A 19786-nucleotide genomic window follows, 5' to 3' on the forward strand; every position below is an offset into this window, starting at 1 on the left:
GTAATCGTGATTGCGTATTCGGCGCACATATAGACGTTTGCGGGGCAAAGGATCAAGACACCCGCTTGCTCGTGCAGTCAGCGCGTTTATGGTGGCCCAATGACGACAGATCAGATCATTCTCTTTGCACTCTTTATTACCGTATTCGGTCTGCTGCTGTGGGGTCGGTTCCGCTATGACCTTGTGGCGTTTGCCGCCTTGATGGTCGGCGTGATACTGGGTGTTGTGCCGGTTGACAAAGCCTTTGCCGGGTTCGGCCATCCGGCCACGATCATCGTGGCGCTGGTGCTTGTGGTCTCGGCCGGGCTGGTGCGGTCGGGCGCGGTGTTCCTGATCACCCGCACGCTGGTCGATGCCTCGCGGGGCCTCGGCGCGCATATCGCGCTGATGGGCGGGATCGGAGCCGTACTGTCCGCCTTCATGAACAACGTGGCGGCGCTTGCGCTGTTGATGCCTGTCGACATTCAGACCGCGCGAAAGGCCGGACGTTCAGTTGGGCTGACGCTGATGCCGCTGAGCTTTGCCACCATTCTGGGCGGCATGGCAACATTGATCGGCACACCGCCCAACATCATCATTGCATCGATCCGGCAGGAAACCCTGGGCGAGCCGTTCCACATGTTCGATTTCGCCCCGGTTGGCGGGCTGGCGGCCATCGCAGGTCTGGCCTTCGTCGCCCTGATCGGCTGGCGGCTGATCCCCAACCGCGGCGAACAGACCGAGAGTTCGGAAACGCTGGCGGAATATATCGCTGAACTGACAATCCCGGCCGAGTCTCCCCATATCGGCAAACGCGTCGCCGAGCTGGACGAGGTGGCCGAGAAATCCGACGTCGCCATCATCGGTCTGATCCGGGACGGCAAGCGCCGCTATGGCCGCGCGGCAAACGCGATTCTTCAGGAAGGCGACGCGCTGGTGCTGGAAGCCAGCCCCGAGGCGCTGGATGAATTCCGCGCCGCGCTGAATCTGGATTTCTCGGATGCCCGCCGGCAAGAGCTGCTGACGGCTGCCGGCGACGGGTTGGAAGTGATCGAAGTCGTCGTGCCCGAAAGCGCCCGCATCGCGGGTCGCACCGCGCAGGGGCTGGGGCTGGCTTGGCGACAGAACACGATCCTGATGGGCATTTCCCGCCAGGGCCGGCGCATTACCCAACAGGTCCGCAAGACCGAGGTGCAGCCGGGCGACATCCTGCTGTTGCTGTGCCCGCGCGACCGGGGCGCGGACGTGACCGAGTGGCTGGGCTGCCTGCCTTTGGCCCAACGCGGCCTGAACGTGACCGCAAATGACAAGGCGTGGCTGGCCATCGGCTTGTTCGCCGCCGCCGTTCTGGCCGCCAGCATCGGCCTGATCTACCTGCCGATCGCGCTGGGGCTTGTGGTGATCGCCTATGTGCTGACCAAGATCATCCCAATCACCGAGATCTACAATCAGATCGAATGGCCAGTCGTGGTTCTGCTGGGCTCGATGATCCCCCTGGGCAGCGCGCTGGAAAGCTCGGGCGGGACGGAACTGATCGCGAATGCGCTGGTTCAACTGACCGACGGCCTGCCGGCTTGGGCCATCCTGACGGTTCTGATGGTTGTGACCATGACGCTGTCGGACGTGCTGAACAACACCGCAACCGCCATCGTCGCCGCGCCGGTCGGCATCCAGATGGCGCGCACGCTCGAGGTTTCGCCCGATCCGTTCCTGATGACGGTGGCGGTGGCTGCCTCGGCGGCGTTCCTCACCCCGATCGGGCACAAGAACAATACGCTGGTGCTGGGGCCTGGCGGCTATCGTTTTGGCGACTATTGGCGTATGGGCCTGCCCTTGGAAATTCTGATCGTGGCGGTTTCGGTGCCGGCGATCCTCGTGTTCTGGCCGCTGTGAGGGCTTGCGTGACCGCCGAACCGCGCGCTAAGGGCAGCGCATGAAACGCTTTCTGATCCTGCAGCTACGCCCCGAGACCGATGCCTCGGACGCCGAATATGCCTCGATCCTGAACCGGTCCGGTCTGACGACCGAGCGCACCCACCGCATCCGGCTGGATTGCGAGGCCCTGCCCGAGGCGCTGAATGTCACCGACTATGCCGGCGTGATCGTTGGCGGCGGACCGGGCTGCGTCAGCGATGACCCCGCCAGCAAATCGCAAATGGATGCCCGGATCGAGAGTGCGATCATGGGGCTGATGCCGCAGATCACGGCGCACGATCATCCCTTCATGGGCTGCTGCTATGGCCTGGGCATATTGGCCGCGCATCTGGGCGCGCCGGTCAGCAAGGACCGTTATGGCGAGCCGGTCGGCCCGTCGCGCTGCCACCTGACCGAGGATGGCACCCGCGACCCGCTGACAGCCGGCCTCGAGCCCGAATTCGATGCCTTCGTCGGCCACAAAGAGGCGGTGCAGGCCCTGCCCGAGGGCTGCGTACATCTGGTTGCATCAGACCCCTGCCCGTTCCAGATGATCCGCTGGGGCCAGAATGTCTATGCCACGCAGTTCCACCCCGAAGCCGACGCCAAGGACTTTGAGCAGCGCATCCACATCTACAAGAACCACGGCTATTTCCGTCCCGAGGACGCCCAGCCGCTGATCGAACGCTGCCATGCCGCCGAGGTCACGCAGCCCGGCGAAATCCTGCGCCGTTTCGCCCAGCGCTACGGGTGACCCAACGGCGCGGTTGCCTGACCGGGGACCGCGCGCTTAGGTTGGACTGAAACGACTTTGGGAGGGGTTGTTTTGGATCTTCTGATAAACGTCGGCCTGCCGGTTTCGCTGGCCATCATCATGCTGTCTTTGGGCATCGGGCTTGAGGCGGCGGATTTCCGGCGCGTGATCAGCCGGCGCTATCCATTTGCGATCGGCGCGGTCTGCCAGGTGGTTCTGCTGCCGGTCGCGGCCTTCATCACAGTCAAGATGTTCGCGCTGCCGCCGGCGATTGCGGTGGGGTTCATGCTGCTCAGCTTTTGCCCGGGCGGTGTCACCAGCAACATTCTGTCGAAGCTGGCGAAGGCCGATGTGGCGCTGTCGGTCAGCCTGACGGCGGTGATCAGCCTGCTGTCGATCGTCACGGTGCCGGTTCTGGCGGCCTGGTCGATTGACCACTTCATGGGCGAGGACGCACCCGAGGTCTCGATCAGCGGTCTGGCGCTGGCGATGTTCCTGATCACCACGCTGCCCGTCGCTATCGGCGTTGGGCTGCGCCACTTTGCAACCGGTTTTGCCAACCGGATCGACGGCCCCCTTTCCAAACTGGCCACCATCCTGTTCGTGCTGATCGTGATCGCTGCGCTGGCTGGAAACTGGCAGCTGTTCGTCGACAACCTGGGCATCATGGGCGCCGGGCTGATCTCGCTGAACCTCGCGCTGCTGCTGATCGGATTGGGGCTGGCGCGGGCGGCGAAACTGTCGTGGAATGAGGCCAAGACAATCTCGATCGAAACCGGCATCCAGAACTCGACCCTGGGCATCACGCTGGCTGCCCTGATCACCGGAACCGAAAGCGGCTTCAGCCCGCTGGCCCTGCCCTCGGCCGTCTACGGGATCACCATGTACGCCGTCGCGATCCCCTTCATCGCCTGGTACCGCAACCGCTGAAAGGACAGAGCATGACCGAAAACACTGCTGATGCGATCGTCGTGGGCGGCGGGCTGGCCGGGCTGGCCGCGGCGGCCGAACTGGGTGACCGCGGCAAGAAGGTGATCGTGCTGGACCAGGAACCCGAGCATTTCCTAGGCGGTCAGGCATTCTGGAGCCTCGGCGGCCTGTTCATGGTCGACACGCCCGAGCAGCGCCGCATGGGCATCCGCGACAGCCGCGACCTGGCCCTGCGCGACTGGATGGGCAGCGCCCAGTTCGACCGGGACGAAGACGCCTGGCCCCGCAAATGGGCTGAGGCCTATGTCGAATTCGCCGCCGGCGAGATGCGCCCCTGGCTGCATCAAATGGGCCTGCGCTGGTTTCCCGTGGTCGGCTGGGCGGAACGCGGCGGGTCCTATGCCGACGGTCACGGCAACTCTGTCCCGCGGTTCCACATCACCTGGGGCACCGGCCCGGGCGTGCTGGAGCATTTCATCCGCCGGGTCCGCGATCATGTCAGCGCCGGCCTGATCCAGTTGAAGTTCCGCCATCAGGTCAGCCACATCATCATGCAGAACGGCGAGGCCAAGGGCGTCTCGGGCGAGGTTCTGGCCGATGATGCGGCTCAGCGCGGCGGCAAGACCAACCGCGACGAGGTCGGCGAGTTCGAGGTCTATGCCCCGTCGGTCATCGTCACCTCGGGCGGGATCGGCGGCAATTTCGAGATGGTGCGGCAGAGCTGGCCTCGCGACCGCTTGGGCGAACCGCCCAAGGATATGGTGGCGGGTGTGCCTTTCCACGTGGACGGTCGGATGATCGCCATCAGCGAAAAGGCCGGCGGCCACGTCATCAACGGCGACCGCATGTGGCATTACACCGAAGGCGTGCGCAACTGGGACCCGATCTGGCCCGCGCATGGTATCCGCATCCTGCCCGGTCCCAGTTCCATGTGGTTCGATGCGCGCGGCAACCGGCTGCAGCCCCCCTGCCTGCCCGGGTTCGACACGCTGGGCACCCTACGCGAGATCCTGAAGACCGGCTATGAATACAGCTGGTTCGTCCTGACCCAGAAGGTCATCAAGAAGGAATTCGCCCTGTCCGGGTCTGAACAGAACCCCGATTTCACGTCGGGCAGCTGGAAGGAGGTGATCCGCCAGCGGGTCCTGTCGGGGTCAAAGGCCACCGGGCCGGTCGAAGCGTTCAAGGAAAAGGGCGAGGATTTCGTCGTCGCCAACACTCTGACCGAACTGGTGAGCGGGATGAACCATCTGGGCGGCGGCCTGATCGACGAAGCGCATCTGCGCGCCCAGATCGAGGCGCGGGATTCGCAGGTGGACAACCCGTTCTCGAAAGATGCGCAGATGATGGCGATCCTGGCGGCGCGGAACTATCGCGGTGACAAGCTGATCCGCACCGCTAAGCCACACAAGTTCCTTGATCCGAAAAACGGCCCGCTGATCGCGGTCAAGCTGCATGTGCTGACCCGCAAGACGCTGGGCGGTTTGCAGACCAATCTGGACAGTCAGATGATCGGCGCCGATGGTCAGGTGGTGCCCGGCCTGTTCGCGGCCGGCGAAGTCGCGGGTTTTGGAGGCGGGGGCTATCACGGCTACAACGCGCTTGAGGGCACGTTCCTGGGCGGATGCATCTTCTCTGGCCGCAATGCTGGGCGGTCCAGGGCCGTCGCCTGATGGCCCTTGGGCATTATTGGTCGCGGCGGAACTGCAGAACCGGTTCACCCGCCGTATCAAGAAGAACCAGAGTGTCCCCGCGCTGAACAAAGCTTGCGACCTTTGGCAGAGCGGCAAGGAATTCCCGCTCAACCTCGTCCAGCGGCGGTGGGCAGGCCATCAGGGTGGCGGCCATGTTGTCGGGGAAGGACATCGACTTGCCCGATATCTCGGCCTGTCCGCTGAACCGGTTGCAACCGCCTGTTCCGCCAAAGGCTCCGCCTTCGGCAAAGGTAATCTGCGGGCGTTTCTCGGTGTCCAGCGCAACGCCATTCACCTCGGTTGCGGTCCATTGCGTGTTCTCAAGCATCGCCGCACCCCGTTCCTGAACCTTGACCATGACCAGATCGACCGAGTTTCCGGCGTCGTTAGTCAGAACCGGGTAAGCGGTATCGGTGGTGAACAGCAGCTTGCCGTCCTGATGCACCGAGGCCCGCACCACATAGCGGTGCCGATCCTGAATCAACGCGTCGTCATAAGTCAGCTCGAACTGGGCAGGCACGCCCGTCAAAGCATAGCGTTGCGCGGCCAGCGTGACGGCGGGCGCGTCGGCCAGTGAAACGTCTTGCAACTCGACGAACAGGGTTGCCCCGGGCGGAACCGCGATCCGTTCGCGATATGTGGCGGTGCCTTCAACGGTTCCCGCCTGCGCGGCGCCCCACACGGCTGCCCACAACGCGGTTCCTGCCAGCAGGCTTTTTGCGGTTTGCATTGTCCGATCCCTTTATCACCAGTTTCCAGCACAAAAGATCGGGACATCAGCGCGTTTTACAAGGTTTTTCAGTTCCAAGCGGCAAATTCGTGCCTGAATTCAAAGCGGCCAGAGGAACGGGATGATCAGCGAAGCCAGCAATCCAACCGTCAGGTTCAGCGGAATCCCGACTTTCATGAAGTCCGTGAACCGGTACCCGCCGGGGCCGTAGACCATCATGTTGGTCTGATACCCGATCGGCGTCGCGAACGAGGCCGAGGCCGCAACCATCACCGCCACCACGAGCGGCCGCGGATCCACCCCCACCGCCTGCGCCAGACCGATGGCGATCGGCGTGACCACGACCGCCACGGCGTTGTTCGAGACCAGTTCCGTCAGGACAGAGGTCAGCAGATAGATGGCCCAAACGATGAGGAACGGCGGCAGGTTGGAAAAGGACGGAGCAATCGCGTTGGCGATCAGGGTGACCGCACCCGAGCTGTCCAGCGCAGCCCCAATAGCCAGCATGGCAAAGATCAGCGCCAGCAGACGGCCTTCGACAAAGGAAAACGCCTCGTCCGCGTCGATGCATCGCGTCAGCAGCACAACCGCAACTGCCAGAATCGTCAGCAGGAAAATCGGAGCCACGCCGAGCGCCGCCAAAACCACGATCCCAATCAGCGCGGCAATCGCGATCGGAGCATGACCGCGCCGGAAGGCGCGGGCCGATGGCTGGGTGACGTCGACCATGTCCATGTCGGCAGCCAGTTTGCTGATATCGGCCGGCGAGCCTTCGAGCAGCAGCGTATCACCGACCCGGACGACCAGATCGTCAAGTTGCCCCCCGATATTCTGATTTCTCCGGTGCACGGCCAAGACATAAACCCCGTAGCGACGACGCAGCCGCAACGCGCCCAACGTGCGCCCGACCATGCGACAACCGGGGGTAATCAGAACCTCAACCGTACGTGTTTCGACTGCCGAAACCTGATCAACGCGTTTGAGTTCCTTGTTGCTTTGCAGGCTCAGCAACTCGGTCATTTCCGTGCGCAACACCACGCGGTCACCGACCTTCAGTTCGACCCCTTTCAGGTTCCGCCGCAACGACTCGTCGCCGCGGATCACGTCGATGAGCCGCACGCCCGGACGTTTAAACAGCTGCACGCCGGTCACTTCACGGCCGATCAGGTTGCTGTCGGGCGGAATGACTGCTTCGGTGAAGAATTTCATCTTCGACCGATCGCTGAGCATGGTTGCCATGCTGTCACGCTCGGGCAGAAGGCGCGGCGCGATGAAGCGCAGGTAAATCATGCCGTAGATGACAAGAATGATGCCCAAAGGCGTGACCTCGAAAATCGTGAAGGCCGGCAGACCCTGTGCCCGGGCCACACCATCGACCAACAGGTTCGTCGAAGTTCCGATCAGGGTCAGCGTCCCGCCGAGAATCGCAGCATAGCTGAGCGGGATCAGCAGCTTCGACGCTGGAATATTCAGCGTGCGGGCAATCTGGATGAACACCGGGATCATCACGACGACGACGGGCGTGTTCGAGACGACCGCCGAGGCCAGGACGACAAATGCCATCAGCAGACCGATGGCAATGCGCGGGTTGACCTGCGCCTGTTTCTGCGCCGTCGCTGTAAAGGCGTGCAAGGCACCGGTCCGGACCAGGGCGCCCATGATGATGAACATCGCCGCGATGGTCCAGGGCGCCGGGTTCGACAAAACCGCCAGTGCGCTTTGGTATGGAAGCACGCCGGTGACCAGCATCACCGAGACGCCGCCTATGGCAACGACCTCGGTCGGATAGACCTCGCGCATGAACATGATGAACATGCCCGCAACAACCGCCAGCGCAAGTATCGCGCTGCCCATATCTGACAATTGAAGGAGTTGCATTCGTGGTGTTCTGTCCGAAACCTGTCCCGGCCCAAGCGCCTGAGAGTCAGTTTCACGTATTGCAGGCCGCAGAGCAAGCCTGACGTGCATTCACGGTGCTGCCTGCTGCAGGCGCCCGCCAACCCGTACCATGCTGATCGTCTTGGCTTGCCCGTCACGGTCATCAGTTTCCACGAAAACGCCGCTAAGCGTCGCTTCGCCATTGGCCGGGGTGAACCGAGCCTTGGGCATCCCCGTGATGAAGCGGCGCATCGGCTCCTGCTTGTCCATTCCGATCACCGAGTCATAGTCGCCGCACATGCCCGCATCGGTCAGGTAAGCGGTGCCGCCGGGCAGGATCTGGGCATCGGCGGTCGGGACATGGGTATGGGTTCCCACGACGAGGCTGGCGCGTCCGTCGCAATAGTGGCCCATGGCCATCTTCTCCGAAGTCGCCTCGCAATGCATGTCCACGATGATGGCCTGCGCCTGGCCGCCCCGCGGGTGGGACTTCAGGATCGGTTCCAGCGCCGAGAACGGATCGTCGAAGGGTCGTTTCATAAACACCTGTCCCAGAACCTGAACCACCAACACCTTGCGTCCGCCCGGCGCGGTGAACAGCCGATGCCCGCGACCCGGAGCACCCTTGGCGAAATTCACAGGGCGCACGATCCGGGGTTCGCGCTCGATGAATTGCAGCATGTCTTTCTGGTCGAAAGCGTGGTCGCCCAACGTCAGACAATCTGCGCCCGACTCCAGCAGCAGCTTGGCATGATCGCCGGTCAGCCCCATGCCGTTCGAAGCATTCTCGCCATTGACCACCACGAAATCCAGCCGCCACTCGTCGCGCAGACGGGGCAGATGCTGCTGAACGGTGGCGCGGCCCGCGCGCCCCATGACGTCACCTAGGAACAAGATTCTCATATCGCGGTCCTAGGCCCTGCAAACGGCAATAACAAGGCGGAACGATGCAATTCGCGGGCCGCATGCGGGTTGAATTCCGGTGGAAACCTGCAATTCTGACGCAACCGGTTTTTCACTCGGAGATTTCGATGAAACGCATAGTCCTGACCGCAGCTGTCTCTCTCGCCATCTCGGGCAGCTTTGCTCACGCGACGACCAAGACAACAATGGCAAATCCGGCCGCGACCTTCTGCATCGAAAACGGCGGCGAATATCAGATCCGCAAGAACACCGATGGATCGGAATACGGCGTGTGCATCCTTGAGGATGGAACCGAGGTTGATGCCTGGGACTATCTGCGGAGCCACTTTGAGAACTGACGCCTAAAACGTCAGGACCCTGGTCTCGGTAACGATCATGTCCAGCGGCTGGTCCGTCGGTTCCAGCGGCAAGGCTTCGGCCTCTTGGGCGTCGAAGGCGAAACCGATGGCCAATGTGGGACGTTTGGCGCGCAGCCCTTCAAGCGTGCGGTCATAAAACCCGCCCCCATAGCCCAATCGCCCGCCTTGCGGATCGAATGCCACAAGGGGCACGATCAGGATTTCAGGATCAAAATAGTCGTCCGTCTCGGGCACCTTGGCGCCAAATGGTCCATCTTTCAGCGGCCCTTCGGGTGTCCAGCGCGAAAACCGCAGAGGCCGTCCGGCGCCCTGGATGACCGGAACACCCACGGGACCATAGGCTGCGGCCTCGGCCATGGCGGGCAGCGGGTCGATTTCGGTGCGGATCGGCATGTAGCCAGACAGGGGAACGCCACGAAATCCGGCCAGCACCTCGGACAGGCGGCCCGCGGCGGCCGGCGGCCCCGCGTCAAAGGCCGCTTTGCGTCGGGCAAAGGCAGCCTTGCGCGCTGCGGCCTTGATTTCAGTCAGATCGGTCACAGCAGCACCACGCTTGCAAGCCCTAGAAAGATGAAGAACCCCATTACATCCGTCGTCGTCGTAACGAAGGTTCCCGAGGCCAATGCCGGGTCTACACCCAGGCGATCCAGCACCACCGGTACTACCGTACCCGCGAACCCGGCGATGATCATGTTCACGACCAAGGCGGAACCGATCACGACACCCAGCAGCGGGGATTCGAACCACATCATACCCACCGTCCCCAGAACGATGGCGAAACACAGCCCGTTCAACATGCCCACCAGCAATTCTCGGCGGATGACTCGCGCCACGTTCGAGCCCGTCAGGTCGCGGGTCGCCAACGCACGAACGGCAACGGTCAGAGACTGTGTTCCGGCGTTACCACCCATCGAGGCAACGATGGGCATCAGAATCGCCAGCGCCACGATCTGCTCGATTGCCGCCTCGAACTGTGAAATCACCAGCGAAGCACAAATGGCGGTGCACAGGTTGACCGCCAGCCATGGCAAACGGCGACGACTGGTTGCTGCAACACTGTCTGAAATCGAGCTGTCATCACTGACCCCCGCCAGCCGCAGCATGTCTTCCTCGATCTCTTCATCCAGAACGGCCATTGCGTCGTCAATCGTGATGACCCCGACCAGCCGTTTGTCACTGTCCACCACCGGCGCGGAAATCAGGTGGTATTGGTTGAAAGCATAGGCAACGTCTTCTTCATCCTGATCGACCGGGATGATGTGAAACTCGTCCTCGGCGATGTCCAGCAACTTGGTATCGCGCCGTGCGGCCATCAACTTGCCCAACATGACCTGAGCCACCGGCTTCAGCCGTGGATCGACCAGAACAACATGATAAAACTGCTCAGGCAGATCGTCCTTCGAGCGCATGTAGTCGATCGCCTGCCCCACCGTCCAATGATCGGGAGCCATGACCACTTCGCGCTGCATTAGTCGGCCTGCGGAGTTCTCGGGATAGGCCAGCGCCTGCAGTGCCGCGATCCGTTCCGAGGCCTCAAGGGCCTCCAGCACCGCTTCCTGCTGCGGCTCCTCCAGATCCTCCAGAAGGTCCACGACATCGTCGCTTTCCATCTCACGGACGGCTTCGGCCAGAACGTCGGGTCGTAGAACGCCAATGACTTCTTCGCGAACAGATTCGTCCAGTTCAGACAGAATGTCCCCGTCAAATTCCCGGTCATACAGGCGGATCAGCCGCGCTCGGTCGTAGGGGTTGATCTGTTCCAGAAGGTCGGCAATGTCGGCCGCGTGCAGCGGCTCCATCAGCTCGATCAGCTTCTCGCGATCCTCGACATCGACGGCGTAAAGGATTGCGGCAACCGTTCGCCGGTCCAGCGCATAGACGTCATCATCGCGAGAGGGGTCGGTTCTGTTGTCTTCGGTGCCGGTCGTCATGCGCTGCCCCTTGTTCTGGGAATTGGCCCCTAAATAGAAGAAGCAGCTACCGGAAAACAATGACAATGGTGCGATTTACCCGCATCTTTCACATCCCTATGCTGCAAGCCGGATTCACCAAGGCGGAGATCAAGGCGGATGGCGCAAAAGACGCTTTTGACAGGGCGCGTACTGAGTTTCGAACACTCCCCCTTCGAAACGCAACCGGATCAGGCGGTCCGGCTGCACGAAGCCGTTCTGATCGAGGGCGGGAAAATCCGGGAGTTGGGAAGTACCGTTGACCTGCAAACCGCGCACCCCGAGGCCGCCATTCATCACCATGGCGAAAACCTGATCCTGGCTGGTTTTGTCGACCCCCATGTCCACTATCCCCAGACGGCGATGATCGCGAGTTGGGGCAAACGGCTGATTGATTGGCTGAACACCTACACCTTTCCAGAAGAGATGAAGTTCGGTGATGCAGCCTACGCAGCCGAGATTTCGAACCGGTATCTTGACCTGACCGCCGCACACGGCACCACGACCATGTGCAGTTTCTGCACCATTCATCCCGAAAGCGTCGATGCCTTTTTCACGGCCGCCCAGGAGCGCGGTCAGCGTGTCGTGGCCGGCAAGACCTGCATGGACCGCAACGCGCCCGAAGGTCTTCGGGACACGGCTCAAGCAGCCTATGACCAGTCCAAGGCTCTGATCGAAAAGTGGCAAGATGTCGACCGGATAGCCTATGCGATCACGCCGCGGTTTTCCCCGACCTCGACCCCAGAACAGCTTGAGGCGATGGGCGCGCTTTGGGCGGAACACCCCGATTGTCTCATGCAGACGCATCTCAGCGAGCAGACGGACGAAATCGAATGGGTTCGGTCGCTGTTCCCCGAGGCGCGTGACTACCTGGACACCTACGAAAAGTTCGGGTTGCTCGGCGCGAACGGCCTCTATGGCCACGTGATCCACCTGGAACCGCGCGAGCGAGACCGCCTGCGTGAGGTCGATGCGTCGCTGATCCATTGCCCCACCTCGAACACGTTCATCGGTTCGGGTCTCTTCGATTTGCACGGTCTGATGCGGGATGGCCATCGTATCGGCCTGGCAACCGACACCGGCGGCGGGTCCAGTTTTTCCATGTTACGGACCATGGCGGCCGCCTATGAAATCGGCCAATTGCGCGGGCATCCGCTGCACCCCGCTCAACTGCTGTGGCTGGGCACCGCAGGCTCGGCCCGGTCGCTGCGGATGGACGACCGCATCGGCAATATCGCCCCCGGAATGGAGGCGGACCTGATCGTGCTCGACCTCGCCTCGACCCTCGCGATTGCCCAGCGAGAGGCCAATGCCGAGTCCCTTTGGGAGGCGGTGTTCCCGACAATCATGATGGGAGATGACCGCGCCATCGCCGATGTGTGGATCGGCGGACGGCGCGTTTCGACCTGAAGGCAGATCAGCCCTGCAAGGCGAGGGCTAACCTGTTCTGCCGTTCGATCGCGCGCGGCAGGTCGACTGTGGCAATGTTGCCGTCCCGGACGACCTGTCGCCCCTCGACAAACAGGTGTTTGACGTGCACCGGACCTGCCAGCAGCAGGGCGGCCGGGTCCCAACTGCCCGCGCATTCCACACCCCTTGTGTCCCAAACAGCGATATCGGCACGTTTACCCGGCATCAGGCGGCCGCAGTCCGGCCGGTTCAGCACGTCCGCCCCACCCCGCGTCGCGATTTCCAGAGCCTCGCGCGCCGACATGGCATCGGCACCGTTCGCCACGCGTTGCAGAAGCATCGCCTGCCGAGCCTCGGCCATCAGGTTGCCGCTGTCGTTGCTTGCGGAACCGTCAACGCCCAAGCCAACCTTGACCCCGTTGTCACGCATCGCGCGCACCGGCGCGATCCCCGAGCCCAGACGGCAATTCGAACAGGGACAGTGCGCAACCCCAGTCCGTGACCGAGAGAACAGGTCGATCTCTGCCCCGTCCAGCTTCACGCAATGGGCATGCCAGACATCGGGGCCGATCCAGCCAAGTTCCTCGGCATACTGGCCAGGTCGACAGCCGAACTGGGATTCTGAATACAGGATATCCTCGTCGTTTTCCGCCAGATGGGTGTGCAGCATGACCCCCTTGTCCCGTGCCAGCAGTGCGGTGTCGCGCATCAGATCCCGACTGACCGAAAAGGGTGAACAGGGCGCAAGTCCAACCCTGCACATTGAGCCTTCGGACGGGTCATGGAACGCATCGACAACACGGATCATGTCATTCAGGATGTCGGCCTCGGCCTCGACCAACGTATCGGGCGGCAGACCCCCGTCGCTTTCGCCGATGCTCATCGCGCCGCGGGTCGGATGGAACCGCAGCCCCACCTCCGCAGCGGCCGCGATCGTGTCATCCAAGCGGGACCCATTCGGATACAGGTACAGATGGTCGGAACTGAGCGTGCAGCCCGACAAGGCCAACTCGGCCAGACCGATCTGAGCCGAGGTGAACATCTCGTCGGGACCGAACCGCGCCCAGATCGGATAGAGCGTCTGCAGCCAGCCAAAGAGCAGCGCATCTTGGCCCGCCGGAACAGCTCGGGTCAGTGTCTGGTAGAGATGGTGGTGGGTATTGACCAATCCCGGCGTCACGACACAGCCGCTGAGGTCATGCACCTCTCCGTCGGTGGTCAAACCTTGGCCGATGCGGGCAATCTGCCCGTCACGGATCAGCAAATCGGCGCCGGCCAGTTCTTGCCGGTTGTCGTCCATGGTCAGGATCGCATCGGCGTTTCTAAGAAGGATTTCGGGCATCTCGCACTCCTGCATCTGCCCGCCTCATGCCAGAAATGCGTGTGCCGGTGGAAAACGGGCGCAAGAACCGGCGCGACGACCCTAATCAATCGCGGCCGCAGCGGCAACCGTCGTCAGAAGTCGCGCAGAATCTTGAGGGCCGCGGTGTGGATTTCAGGGTTCGCAGCCGCCAGTGCGCGCCCCCCGTGATGGGCCGGCCCGCCCTGCCAGTCGGTCACAACGCCGCCAGCCGCCTCGATCACCGCGATCGGGGCCTGAATGTCATACGCGTTCAGTCCGGCCTCGATCACCAGGTCGACCTGCCCGGCCGCCAGCAGCGCGTATGCGTAACAGTCCATGCCGTAGCGCGTCAGTTGCACCTGTCCGGCCACGGCGCGAAAGGCGTCTCCTTCGGCGGTCGTGCCAACTTCGGGGAATGTCGTGAAAAGGATTGCGTCCCGCAGGGCATCCGTCCGACGGGTCGACAAGCTGGTTCTGCCCAGAGGACCGGTCATGAACGCACCGTCTGCATGACCCACAAACCGTTCGCCGATATAGGGTTGGTCAATCACCCCCATGATCGGCCCGCTATCGTCGCCAAGCGCGATCAGAACGCCCCATGTCGGTGTGCCGCTGACGAAACCGCGGGTGCCGTCGATCGGGTCCAACACCCAAGTTCGCCCCGATTTGCCTTCGACCGCACCGTACTCCTCACCCAAAATGCCGTCGTCGGGGCGCAGCTCGGCCAGAACGGATCGCATGGCCTGCTCGGCTGCGCGATCGGCCACAGTCACCGGGTCATACCCGCCTTGTAGCTTGTTTGAGGTTTCAAGGTTCGACTGGCGAAAATACGGCAAAATGGCCGCACGCGCTGCGTCGGCCATTTTCTCGGCAACTTCAAGATCACTTGCAGAGGCTTTGGTCATGCGCCACTGGTGCGCTCAGCCCTGTGCGAAGTCAAGCCCCGGTCTCAGGCCACGTCGCTGAGAACGCGCGCAAGCTCAAACAGGCGCCGGCGCTGGTTTTCCGGGATCGCGTAGTAGGACCGAACCAGATCCAACGCTTCCTTGTCGCCCATCAGATCAGCAGGAACCGATTTTTTGCCCGAATCTTCCTTCTGGGCGTCCTCCAGACCTTCAAAGAAAAAGCTGACCGGAACGTCCAGAGCTTCGGCAATGTCCCACAGGCGTGATGCGCTGATGCGGTTGGCCCCGGTTTCGTATTTCTGGATCTGCTGGAACTTGATACCGACCTGCTGTGCCAGCTGCTGCTGCGTCATGCCAATCAACCAGCGGCGATGCCGTACGCGCTTGCCCACATGGACATCGACGTGATGGGTCATTGGTATTCTCCTCTGTTACACACAACCGCCCGGGAAAACGCTAACTGAACCATGACCGCACACTAGCGAGACGCTTGTAAAAAACTCTCTATTACGGAACGTGCCCCCCGAAACAGCACTGACAAGCAATATTGCCGCTTTTTGGAAAATTTTCAAGATGGTTGAATCTGCGCGCCCGAAGGAAGGTTTACGGTTGTGCACGATTTGGCCAGTGCGACAAAGACGCCCCGGCCGTTCCCTTCCGGAATGATTGACAAGTCAGGGGCGGCCCCGATCAATGGCGCCAACATGGAGATTTGAGATGCTGGCCTACCAGATCCAGTCTGCCGGAGAGCAGGCGAAATTGCGCGAGATCCCCGTGCCCGCACCCGCCGAAGGCCAGATCCGCGTGGCCATTCGCGCCTGCGGGCTGAACTTTGCCGATCTTCTGATGCAGAAGGGCACGTATCAGGATACGCCAGCGGCCCCTTTCACATTGGGGCTTGAGGTTGCGGGGGTCGTAGACGCGGTCGGCGCAGGGGTCAGCCATCTGAAGCCCGGAGACCGGGTCGCGGTATACTCAGGCCAGGGCGGATTGTCGCAATTCGGGGTTTTTGACGCCGACCGTGCCGTACTCATCCCCCAGTCGTGCAGCTTTGAAGACGCGGCAGCCATCCAGATCGCCTACGGCACCAGCCATATGGCGCTGGACCATCGGGCGCGACTGCAGCCGGGCGAGACTCTGTTGGTAACCGGTGCCGCCGGCGGGGTCGGGCTGACGGCGGTCGAGATCGGCAAGCTTATGGGCGCGACGGTGATCGCACAGGCCCGTGGCGCCGATAAACTGGCGGTCGCCCGCGCGGCCGGGGCCGATCACCTGATCGACGCAAACGAAGATCTGCGCGAGCGCGTGCTGGCATTGGGTGGCGCAGACGTTGTCTATGACGCCATCGGTGGCGACGTGTTCAAGGCTGCCTTCCGGGCGACCAATCCCGAAGGCCGCCTGCTGCCAATAGGTTTTGCCGGCGGTGAAGTCCCGCAGATACCGGCCAATCATTTGCTGGTGAAGAACCTGACCGTGATCGGGTTCTACATCGGTGGCTATCTAAGGTTCCGGCCCGAGGTCGTTCGCAACAGCTTTGAGACCCTCTTTGCCTGGCATGCCGAGGGACGCATCCGGCCCCATATCAGCCACACCCTGCCGTTGTCCGAAGTGGCGCAAGGCATGGCTCTGCTGAAGGCACGAAAGTCGACCGGGAAAGTCGTCATCACGATCTGACCGGATCAGCCCACCACGGCGCGCAGTGGTGTACCACCAAGCATGTGGAAGTTCTGCCGCACCAGCGCAGCGAGGGCCTCCACCACTTCGCCGCGCCCCTGATCGCCTCCGTAAAGGTTGATCATATGCGCCGGCAATTCGGGCAGAACCCCACCTGAATCGATCTTCTCCAGATGTGCCGCCTCGGTCCCCTCAAGCATGGCGTGGACGGCGAGGTCCGCGCTGACGGTAGCCTCGATCGTGCGGTCGTTCTCGGTTTCGACCGACAGCTCCCATGGAATGCCTGCTGCATCCAAGGCGGCAATGACCTGAGGCCGGAAGAGGCAGCGCCGACCCAGCGCCAACGGAAGCGGCCGCCGCCGCCAAGCCGAGCCTCCTGACGCGCCGATCCAGCGCAGGGGCAGCTCTGCAATGGTTTCTCCGCCATCCGAATTCGCAGCCTCGGTCGTCAGAATCACATCGCATTCGCCACGCCGAAACATCTCTTTCAACTGGATGGAATAAGACGAAACCAACTGCACGCGCACGCGAGGAAAGTCGGCATTGAACCGCTGCAGAACCCGTGGAATGGCCGGGTAGACGATATCGTGCGGCACCCCGAGCACCACCTCGCCCTCAAAGGCCTGATCGGTCAGCTTCGAGATGACCTCGTCGTTCAACGCCACCATTCGCCGGGCATAAGCCAACAGCTGTTCGCCAGAGGCCGTCAACGCGATGGTGCGCCCAGACCGGTCCAGCAATTCCAGGCCCAACAGCTCTTCCAGACGTTTCAGCTGCATGGACACAGCCGACTGTGTCAGATGCAGGAAACCTGCGGCACGCGTTACGCCCCCGTGGTCCGCGACCGCCACGAATGAGCGCAGGGTGGTGATGTCTAGGTTCCGCATCATCAATAATCCTTATGGATGAATTCAAAAACATTCATTTTTAAAATATGCCACAACCCGCCATATAGTTCAAGGAAGCTGATAAGAAAACATATTTACATCACAGACCGATGAAAGGACACAAGTCATGACCCAAATCGCTGCACACCGACCCTGTGCCTCGGCATCGATCAAAACGGGCAATTGGCTTCAGCGAATGCTTGCGGCCGCTCATCAACGGCGGGAGCTAGCCCGGCTGGATGACCGCGCCCTGCAAGACATCGGGATCACCCGATCAGAGGCCCTGACAGAAGCATCCCGCCCGTTCTGGGACGCGCCCGAAACCTGGCGCAAGCGGCCCTGAATGCACGGCCTGCAACGGATTTCAGCGCCACCTTCCAAAGCGGCGCTGAAATTGTTGACCATATTGCTGAGTTTTGGCCCCAAAACCCTTGAAACATGCGCTACACTCTCCGATATTTGCAGGGAAATCGCCCCGCAACCGGGGGCTGAAAGCTGAATTCAAGGGAGACCTCTATGGCACAATTCGATACGATCCGGACGGCGACTGGCGCGCGCGCTGCCGAGATTGACGAGGGCCTGCGCGCCCACATGAACAAGGTCTACGGCACGATGTCCGTGGGCATGCTGATCACCTTTGCGGTTGCATGGGCTGTAGGAACCAGCCCGCAGCTGCTGTCGGTGTTCCGCGATCCGGTGACCCTTAGCCCGAACATTCTGGGCTGGATCGTCATGTTCGCTCCGCTGATCATGGTGTTTGCCTTCGGCGCGGCCATCAACCGCCTCAGCGCAGCTGGCGCCCAACTGTTCTTCTACGCCTTCGCGGCGGTCATGGGCCTGTCGCTCAGCTGGATCTTCGTGGCCTTCACTGGCATTTCGATCGCCCAGGTCTTTCTGGTGACCTCGATCGCCTTTGCCGGTCTGTCGCTGTATGGTTACGTCAGCAAGAAGGACCTGTCCGGTATGGGCACCTTCCTGATGATGGGTGTGATCGGCCTGATCGTGGCCATGGTGATCAACCTGTTCCTGCAATCGCCGGCCATCATGTTCGCCGTGTCGATCCTGGGCGTTCTGATCTTTGCGGGCCTCACCGCCTATGACACCCAGAAGATCAAGACCACCTACATCCAGATGGCCCATGCGGGCGATCAGGAGTGGCTGGGCAAGGCCGCCATCATGGGTGCGCTGAACCTGTACCTGGACTTCATCAACATGTTCATGTTCCTGCTGCAGCTGCTCGGCAATCGCGAGTAAGACTGCCGGAACACCAAATCAAAGGGCGGGCCCGCAAGGCCCGCCCTTTTTTGTTCCGCGCAAGCAAAGCCAGCCCAAAGAAAAAGGCCCCAGCCTAATGGCAAGGGCCTTTCATCATTGTAATTGCAACAGATCCGATCAGCTGCAGTTCAGCGGAACCGCGAAACCCGAGCTGCGCGACGAGCCGCCTTTGCGGTATACGTCGCCCGCAGGCAGACAGCCTGTAAAGCGTTCGGTCTGGCTGCCGAACGCGGCCCCAACCGAGTTGTCCACCTTGGTGCTGTTGTTTTCGGTTCGCAACACGCCGAACAGGGTTCCGTTCACGCTCACCGTGCTCAGGAACATGGTACTGCTGCTGCCGGTCAACTGAACGGCAGTAGTGTCGGACCGTCCGCCATTGTCGATGGCAACGCCAGCGACCTTGTCGAATTCTGTCTTGTCAGTGCTGGCCTGAATGGTCGGCAATTCAGCCAACTCAGCCGGGACGTTCGTAGCAGGCGGAACAAAGGCAACGGCGCCTTTGACGTCCGAAACGGTTCTTGGTTCGCCATCAATGCCGGTGAACCCGACGCCTTGGCGGTTGAACGGGTCCTCACAGGCCGAAAGTGTCAGAATGGCGATTGCGGGCAACAAGATTTTTTTCATGGCGCTCAACATTTTGTGGCGGTTTGCTGAACCGTACTGGCAGGCGGGGCAAAAAAGCAAGCCAACACCACTCAGAATACCTGCCGGCCTGATGCGCCTCTGCAACGGCCCGAAACGGCCGGCTCAGGCGGCTTGAGGGCCACACGACCCGGTCAAAACAACGAAAAAGGGTCCTGCCGAAGCAGAACCCCTTAAGCTTTCGCGTCGAAAAAGGCAGATTACTTGATCTTGCCTTCTTTGTACTCGACATGTTTCCGAACGACCGGGTCGTATTTACGAACGGTCATTTTCTCGGTCATGGTGCGAGCGTTCTTTTTGGTCACGTAGAAGTGGCCCGTGCCCGCGGTCGAGTTCAGACGGATCTTGATTGTCGTCGGCTTCGCCATGGTTATCTCCTGCGTCCGGAAAGGCAGGGGCCTTTCGGTTGAATTCCTATGAGCGTGCGCTTTTACCCGGTCGCGCGCCCGAGTCAACCGGAATCGGCGGTGTTTCAACACAAAACACAGGATCCGACGTGCAGTGGATCAGCGCCCGGTTTGGACAGATCACGGTTTCGTG

Annotated in this window: 20 protein-coding genes; 9 read left to right on the forward strand and 11 right to left on the reverse strand. The window is 61.7% G+C overall.

The features are described 5' to 3' along the window. Nucleotides 1–99: 99 nt before the first annotated feature. The 4 genes from AC2FNZ_RS13075 (at nucleotide 100) to AC2FNZ_RS13090 (ending at nucleotide 5250) form a co-directional block, all read left to right on the forward strand. On the forward strand, nucleotides 100–1872 hold the full coding sequence (locus tag AC2FNZ_RS13075; protein ID WP_496840902.1) for an SLC13 family permease: 1773 nt from the start codon (nucleotides 100–102) through the stop codon (nucleotides 1870–1872). Nucleotides 1873–1912: 40 nt separating this feature from the next. Further along, entirely contained in the window at nucleotides 1913–2647 is a 735-nt protein-coding gene (locus AC2FNZ_RS13080) for a glutamine amidotransferase (RefSeq protein WP_496840903.1), read from the forward strand. Nucleotides 2648–2719: 72 nt separating this feature from the next. Further along, the gene (locus tag AC2FNZ_RS13085) at nucleotides 2720–3577 is read left to right on the forward strand and encodes a bile acid:sodium symporter family protein (RefSeq protein ID WP_496840904.1); all 858 of its coding nucleotides are present in this window, start codon (nucleotides 2720–2722) and stop codon (nucleotides 3575–3577) included. Between the two features lie 11 nt (nucleotides 3578–3588). Then, nucleotides 3589–5250, forward strand: a complete 1662-nt coding sequence (locus tag AC2FNZ_RS13090) for an FAD-binding dehydrogenase (protein ID WP_496840905.1) — start codon at nucleotides 3589–3591, stop codon at nucleotides 5248–5250. A 13-nt stretch (nucleotides 5251–5263) separates the two neighbouring features. Here AC2FNZ_RS13090 and AC2FNZ_RS13095 read toward each other — a convergent pair whose 3' ends face one another. From AC2FNZ_RS13095 to AC2FNZ_RS13105, 3 genes are all read right to left on the reverse strand, one after another. Then, nucleotides 5264–6001 (reverse strand): YbaY family lipoprotein, encoded by a 738-nt coding sequence (locus AC2FNZ_RS13095; protein WP_496840906.1) that lies wholly within the window; start codon nucleotides 5999–6001, stop codon nucleotides 5264–5266. Nucleotides 6002–6100: 99 nt separating this feature from the next. Next, nucleotides 6101–7879, reverse strand: coding sequence for an SLC13 family permease (locus AC2FNZ_RS13100; RefSeq protein ID WP_496840907.1), 1779 nt, complete (start codon nucleotides 7877–7879; stop codon nucleotides 6101–6103). A gap of 90 nt (nucleotides 7880–7969) precedes the next feature. Further along, on the reverse strand, nucleotides 7970–8782 hold the full coding sequence (locus AC2FNZ_RS13105; protein WP_093964761.1) for a TIGR00282 family metallophosphoesterase: 813 nt from the start codon (nucleotides 8780–8782) through the stop codon (nucleotides 7970–7972). 128 nt (nucleotides 8783–8910) lie between these two features. Here AC2FNZ_RS13105 and AC2FNZ_RS13110 point away from each other — a divergent pair, with 128 nt between their 5' ends. Further along, nucleotides 8911–9141 (forward strand): putative hemolysin, encoded by a 231-nt coding sequence (locus AC2FNZ_RS13110; protein ID WP_093965053.1) that lies wholly within the window; start codon nucleotides 8911–8913, stop codon nucleotides 9139–9141. 3 nt (nucleotides 9142–9144) lie between these two features. Here the strand turns inward: AC2FNZ_RS13110 and AC2FNZ_RS13115 are convergent, their stop codons facing one another. Next, nucleotides 9145–9702, reverse strand: coding sequence for a 5-formyltetrahydrofolate cyclo-ligase (locus AC2FNZ_RS13115; protein ID WP_093964760.1), 558 nt, complete (start codon nucleotides 9700–9702; stop codon nucleotides 9145–9147). Then, the gene (gene mgtE, locus AC2FNZ_RS13120) at nucleotides 9699–11093 is read right to left on the reverse strand and encodes a magnesium transporter (protein WP_496840908.1); all 1395 of its coding nucleotides are present in this window, start codon (nucleotides 11091–11093) and stop codon (nucleotides 9699–9701) included. The genes AC2FNZ_RS13115 and mgtE overlap by 4 nt, the downstream gene beginning before the upstream one ends. A 138-nt stretch (nucleotides 11094–11231) precedes the next feature. Between mgtE and guaD the strand changes: the two genes are divergently transcribed. Then, nucleotides 11232–12521, forward strand: coding sequence for a guanine deaminase (guaD, locus tag AC2FNZ_RS13125; protein WP_496840909.1), 1290 nt, complete (start codon nucleotides 11232–11234; stop codon nucleotides 12519–12521). A gap of 7 nt (nucleotides 12522–12528) precedes the next feature. Here the strand turns inward: guaD and AC2FNZ_RS13130 are convergent, their stop codons facing one another. The 3 genes from AC2FNZ_RS13130 to AC2FNZ_RS13140 form a co-directional block, all read right to left on the reverse strand. Beyond that, nucleotides 12529–13863 (reverse strand): 8-oxoguanine deaminase, encoded by a 1335-nt coding sequence (locus AC2FNZ_RS13130; protein ID WP_496840910.1) that lies wholly within the window; start codon nucleotides 13861–13863, stop codon nucleotides 12529–12531. 113 nt (nucleotides 13864–13976) lie between these two features. Further along, a complete protein-coding gene (hisN, locus tag AC2FNZ_RS13135; RefSeq protein ID WP_496840911.1) occupies nucleotides 13977–14768 on the reverse strand; it encodes a histidinol-phosphatase in 792 nt (263 codons plus the stop codon). A 44-nt stretch (nucleotides 14769–14812) separates the two neighbouring features. Further along, complete coding sequence (locus tag AC2FNZ_RS13140; RefSeq protein ID WP_093964756.1) at nucleotides 14813–15184, reverse strand: helix-turn-helix domain-containing protein; 372 nt, start codon at nucleotides 15182–15184, stop codon at nucleotides 14813–14815. Between the two features lie 301 nt (nucleotides 15185–15485). On the opposite strand from AC2FNZ_RS13140, the gene AC2FNZ_RS13145 reads away from it, so the two are divergent. After that, the gene (locus AC2FNZ_RS13145) at nucleotides 15486–16442 is read left to right on the forward strand and encodes an NADPH:quinone oxidoreductase family protein (protein ID WP_170538117.1); all 957 of its coding nucleotides are present in this window, start codon (nucleotides 15486–15488) and stop codon (nucleotides 16440–16442) included. Between the two features lie 5 nt (nucleotides 16443–16447). Here AC2FNZ_RS13145 and AC2FNZ_RS13150 read toward each other — a convergent pair whose 3' ends face one another. Further along, on the reverse strand, nucleotides 16448–17329 hold the full coding sequence (locus AC2FNZ_RS13150) for a LysR family transcriptional regulator (protein WP_093965049.1): 882 nt from the start codon (nucleotides 17327–17329) through the stop codon (nucleotides 16448–16450). A 127-nt stretch (nucleotides 17330–17456) separates the two neighbouring features. Here AC2FNZ_RS13150 and AC2FNZ_RS13155 point away from each other — a divergent pair, with 127 nt between their 5' ends. Together AC2FNZ_RS13155 and AC2FNZ_RS13160 are read left to right on the forward strand one after the other, a co-directional pair. Then, entirely contained in the window at nucleotides 17457–17672 is a 216-nt protein-coding gene (locus tag AC2FNZ_RS13155; protein WP_093964754.1) for a DUF1127 domain-containing protein, read from the forward strand. A 173-nt stretch (nucleotides 17673–17845) separates the two neighbouring features. Then, the gene (locus AC2FNZ_RS13160) at nucleotides 17846–18583 is read left to right on the forward strand and encodes a Bax inhibitor-1/YccA family protein (RefSeq protein ID WP_496840912.1); all 738 of its coding nucleotides are present in this window, start codon (nucleotides 17846–17848) and stop codon (nucleotides 18581–18583) included. 138 nt (nucleotides 18584–18721) lie between these two features. Here the strand turns inward: AC2FNZ_RS13160 and AC2FNZ_RS13165 are convergent, their stop codons facing one another. Beyond that, the gene (locus AC2FNZ_RS13165) at nucleotides 18722–19228 is read right to left on the reverse strand and encodes a lipoprotein (RefSeq protein WP_170340151.1); all 507 of its coding nucleotides are present in this window, start codon (nucleotides 19226–19228) and stop codon (nucleotides 18722–18724) included. A gap of 218 nt (nucleotides 19229–19446) precedes the next feature. Further along, nucleotides 19447–19614 carry a 50S ribosomal protein L33 gene (gene rpmG, locus AC2FNZ_RS13170; protein WP_007799108.1) on the reverse strand — a complete coding sequence of 56 codons (168 nt, stop codon included), beginning with the start codon at nucleotides 19612–19614 and terminating at the stop codon, nucleotides 19447–19449. Nucleotides 19615–19786 lie beyond the last annotated feature (172 nt).

This window comes from Ruegeria sp. SAZA006 (assembly GCF_059613465.1).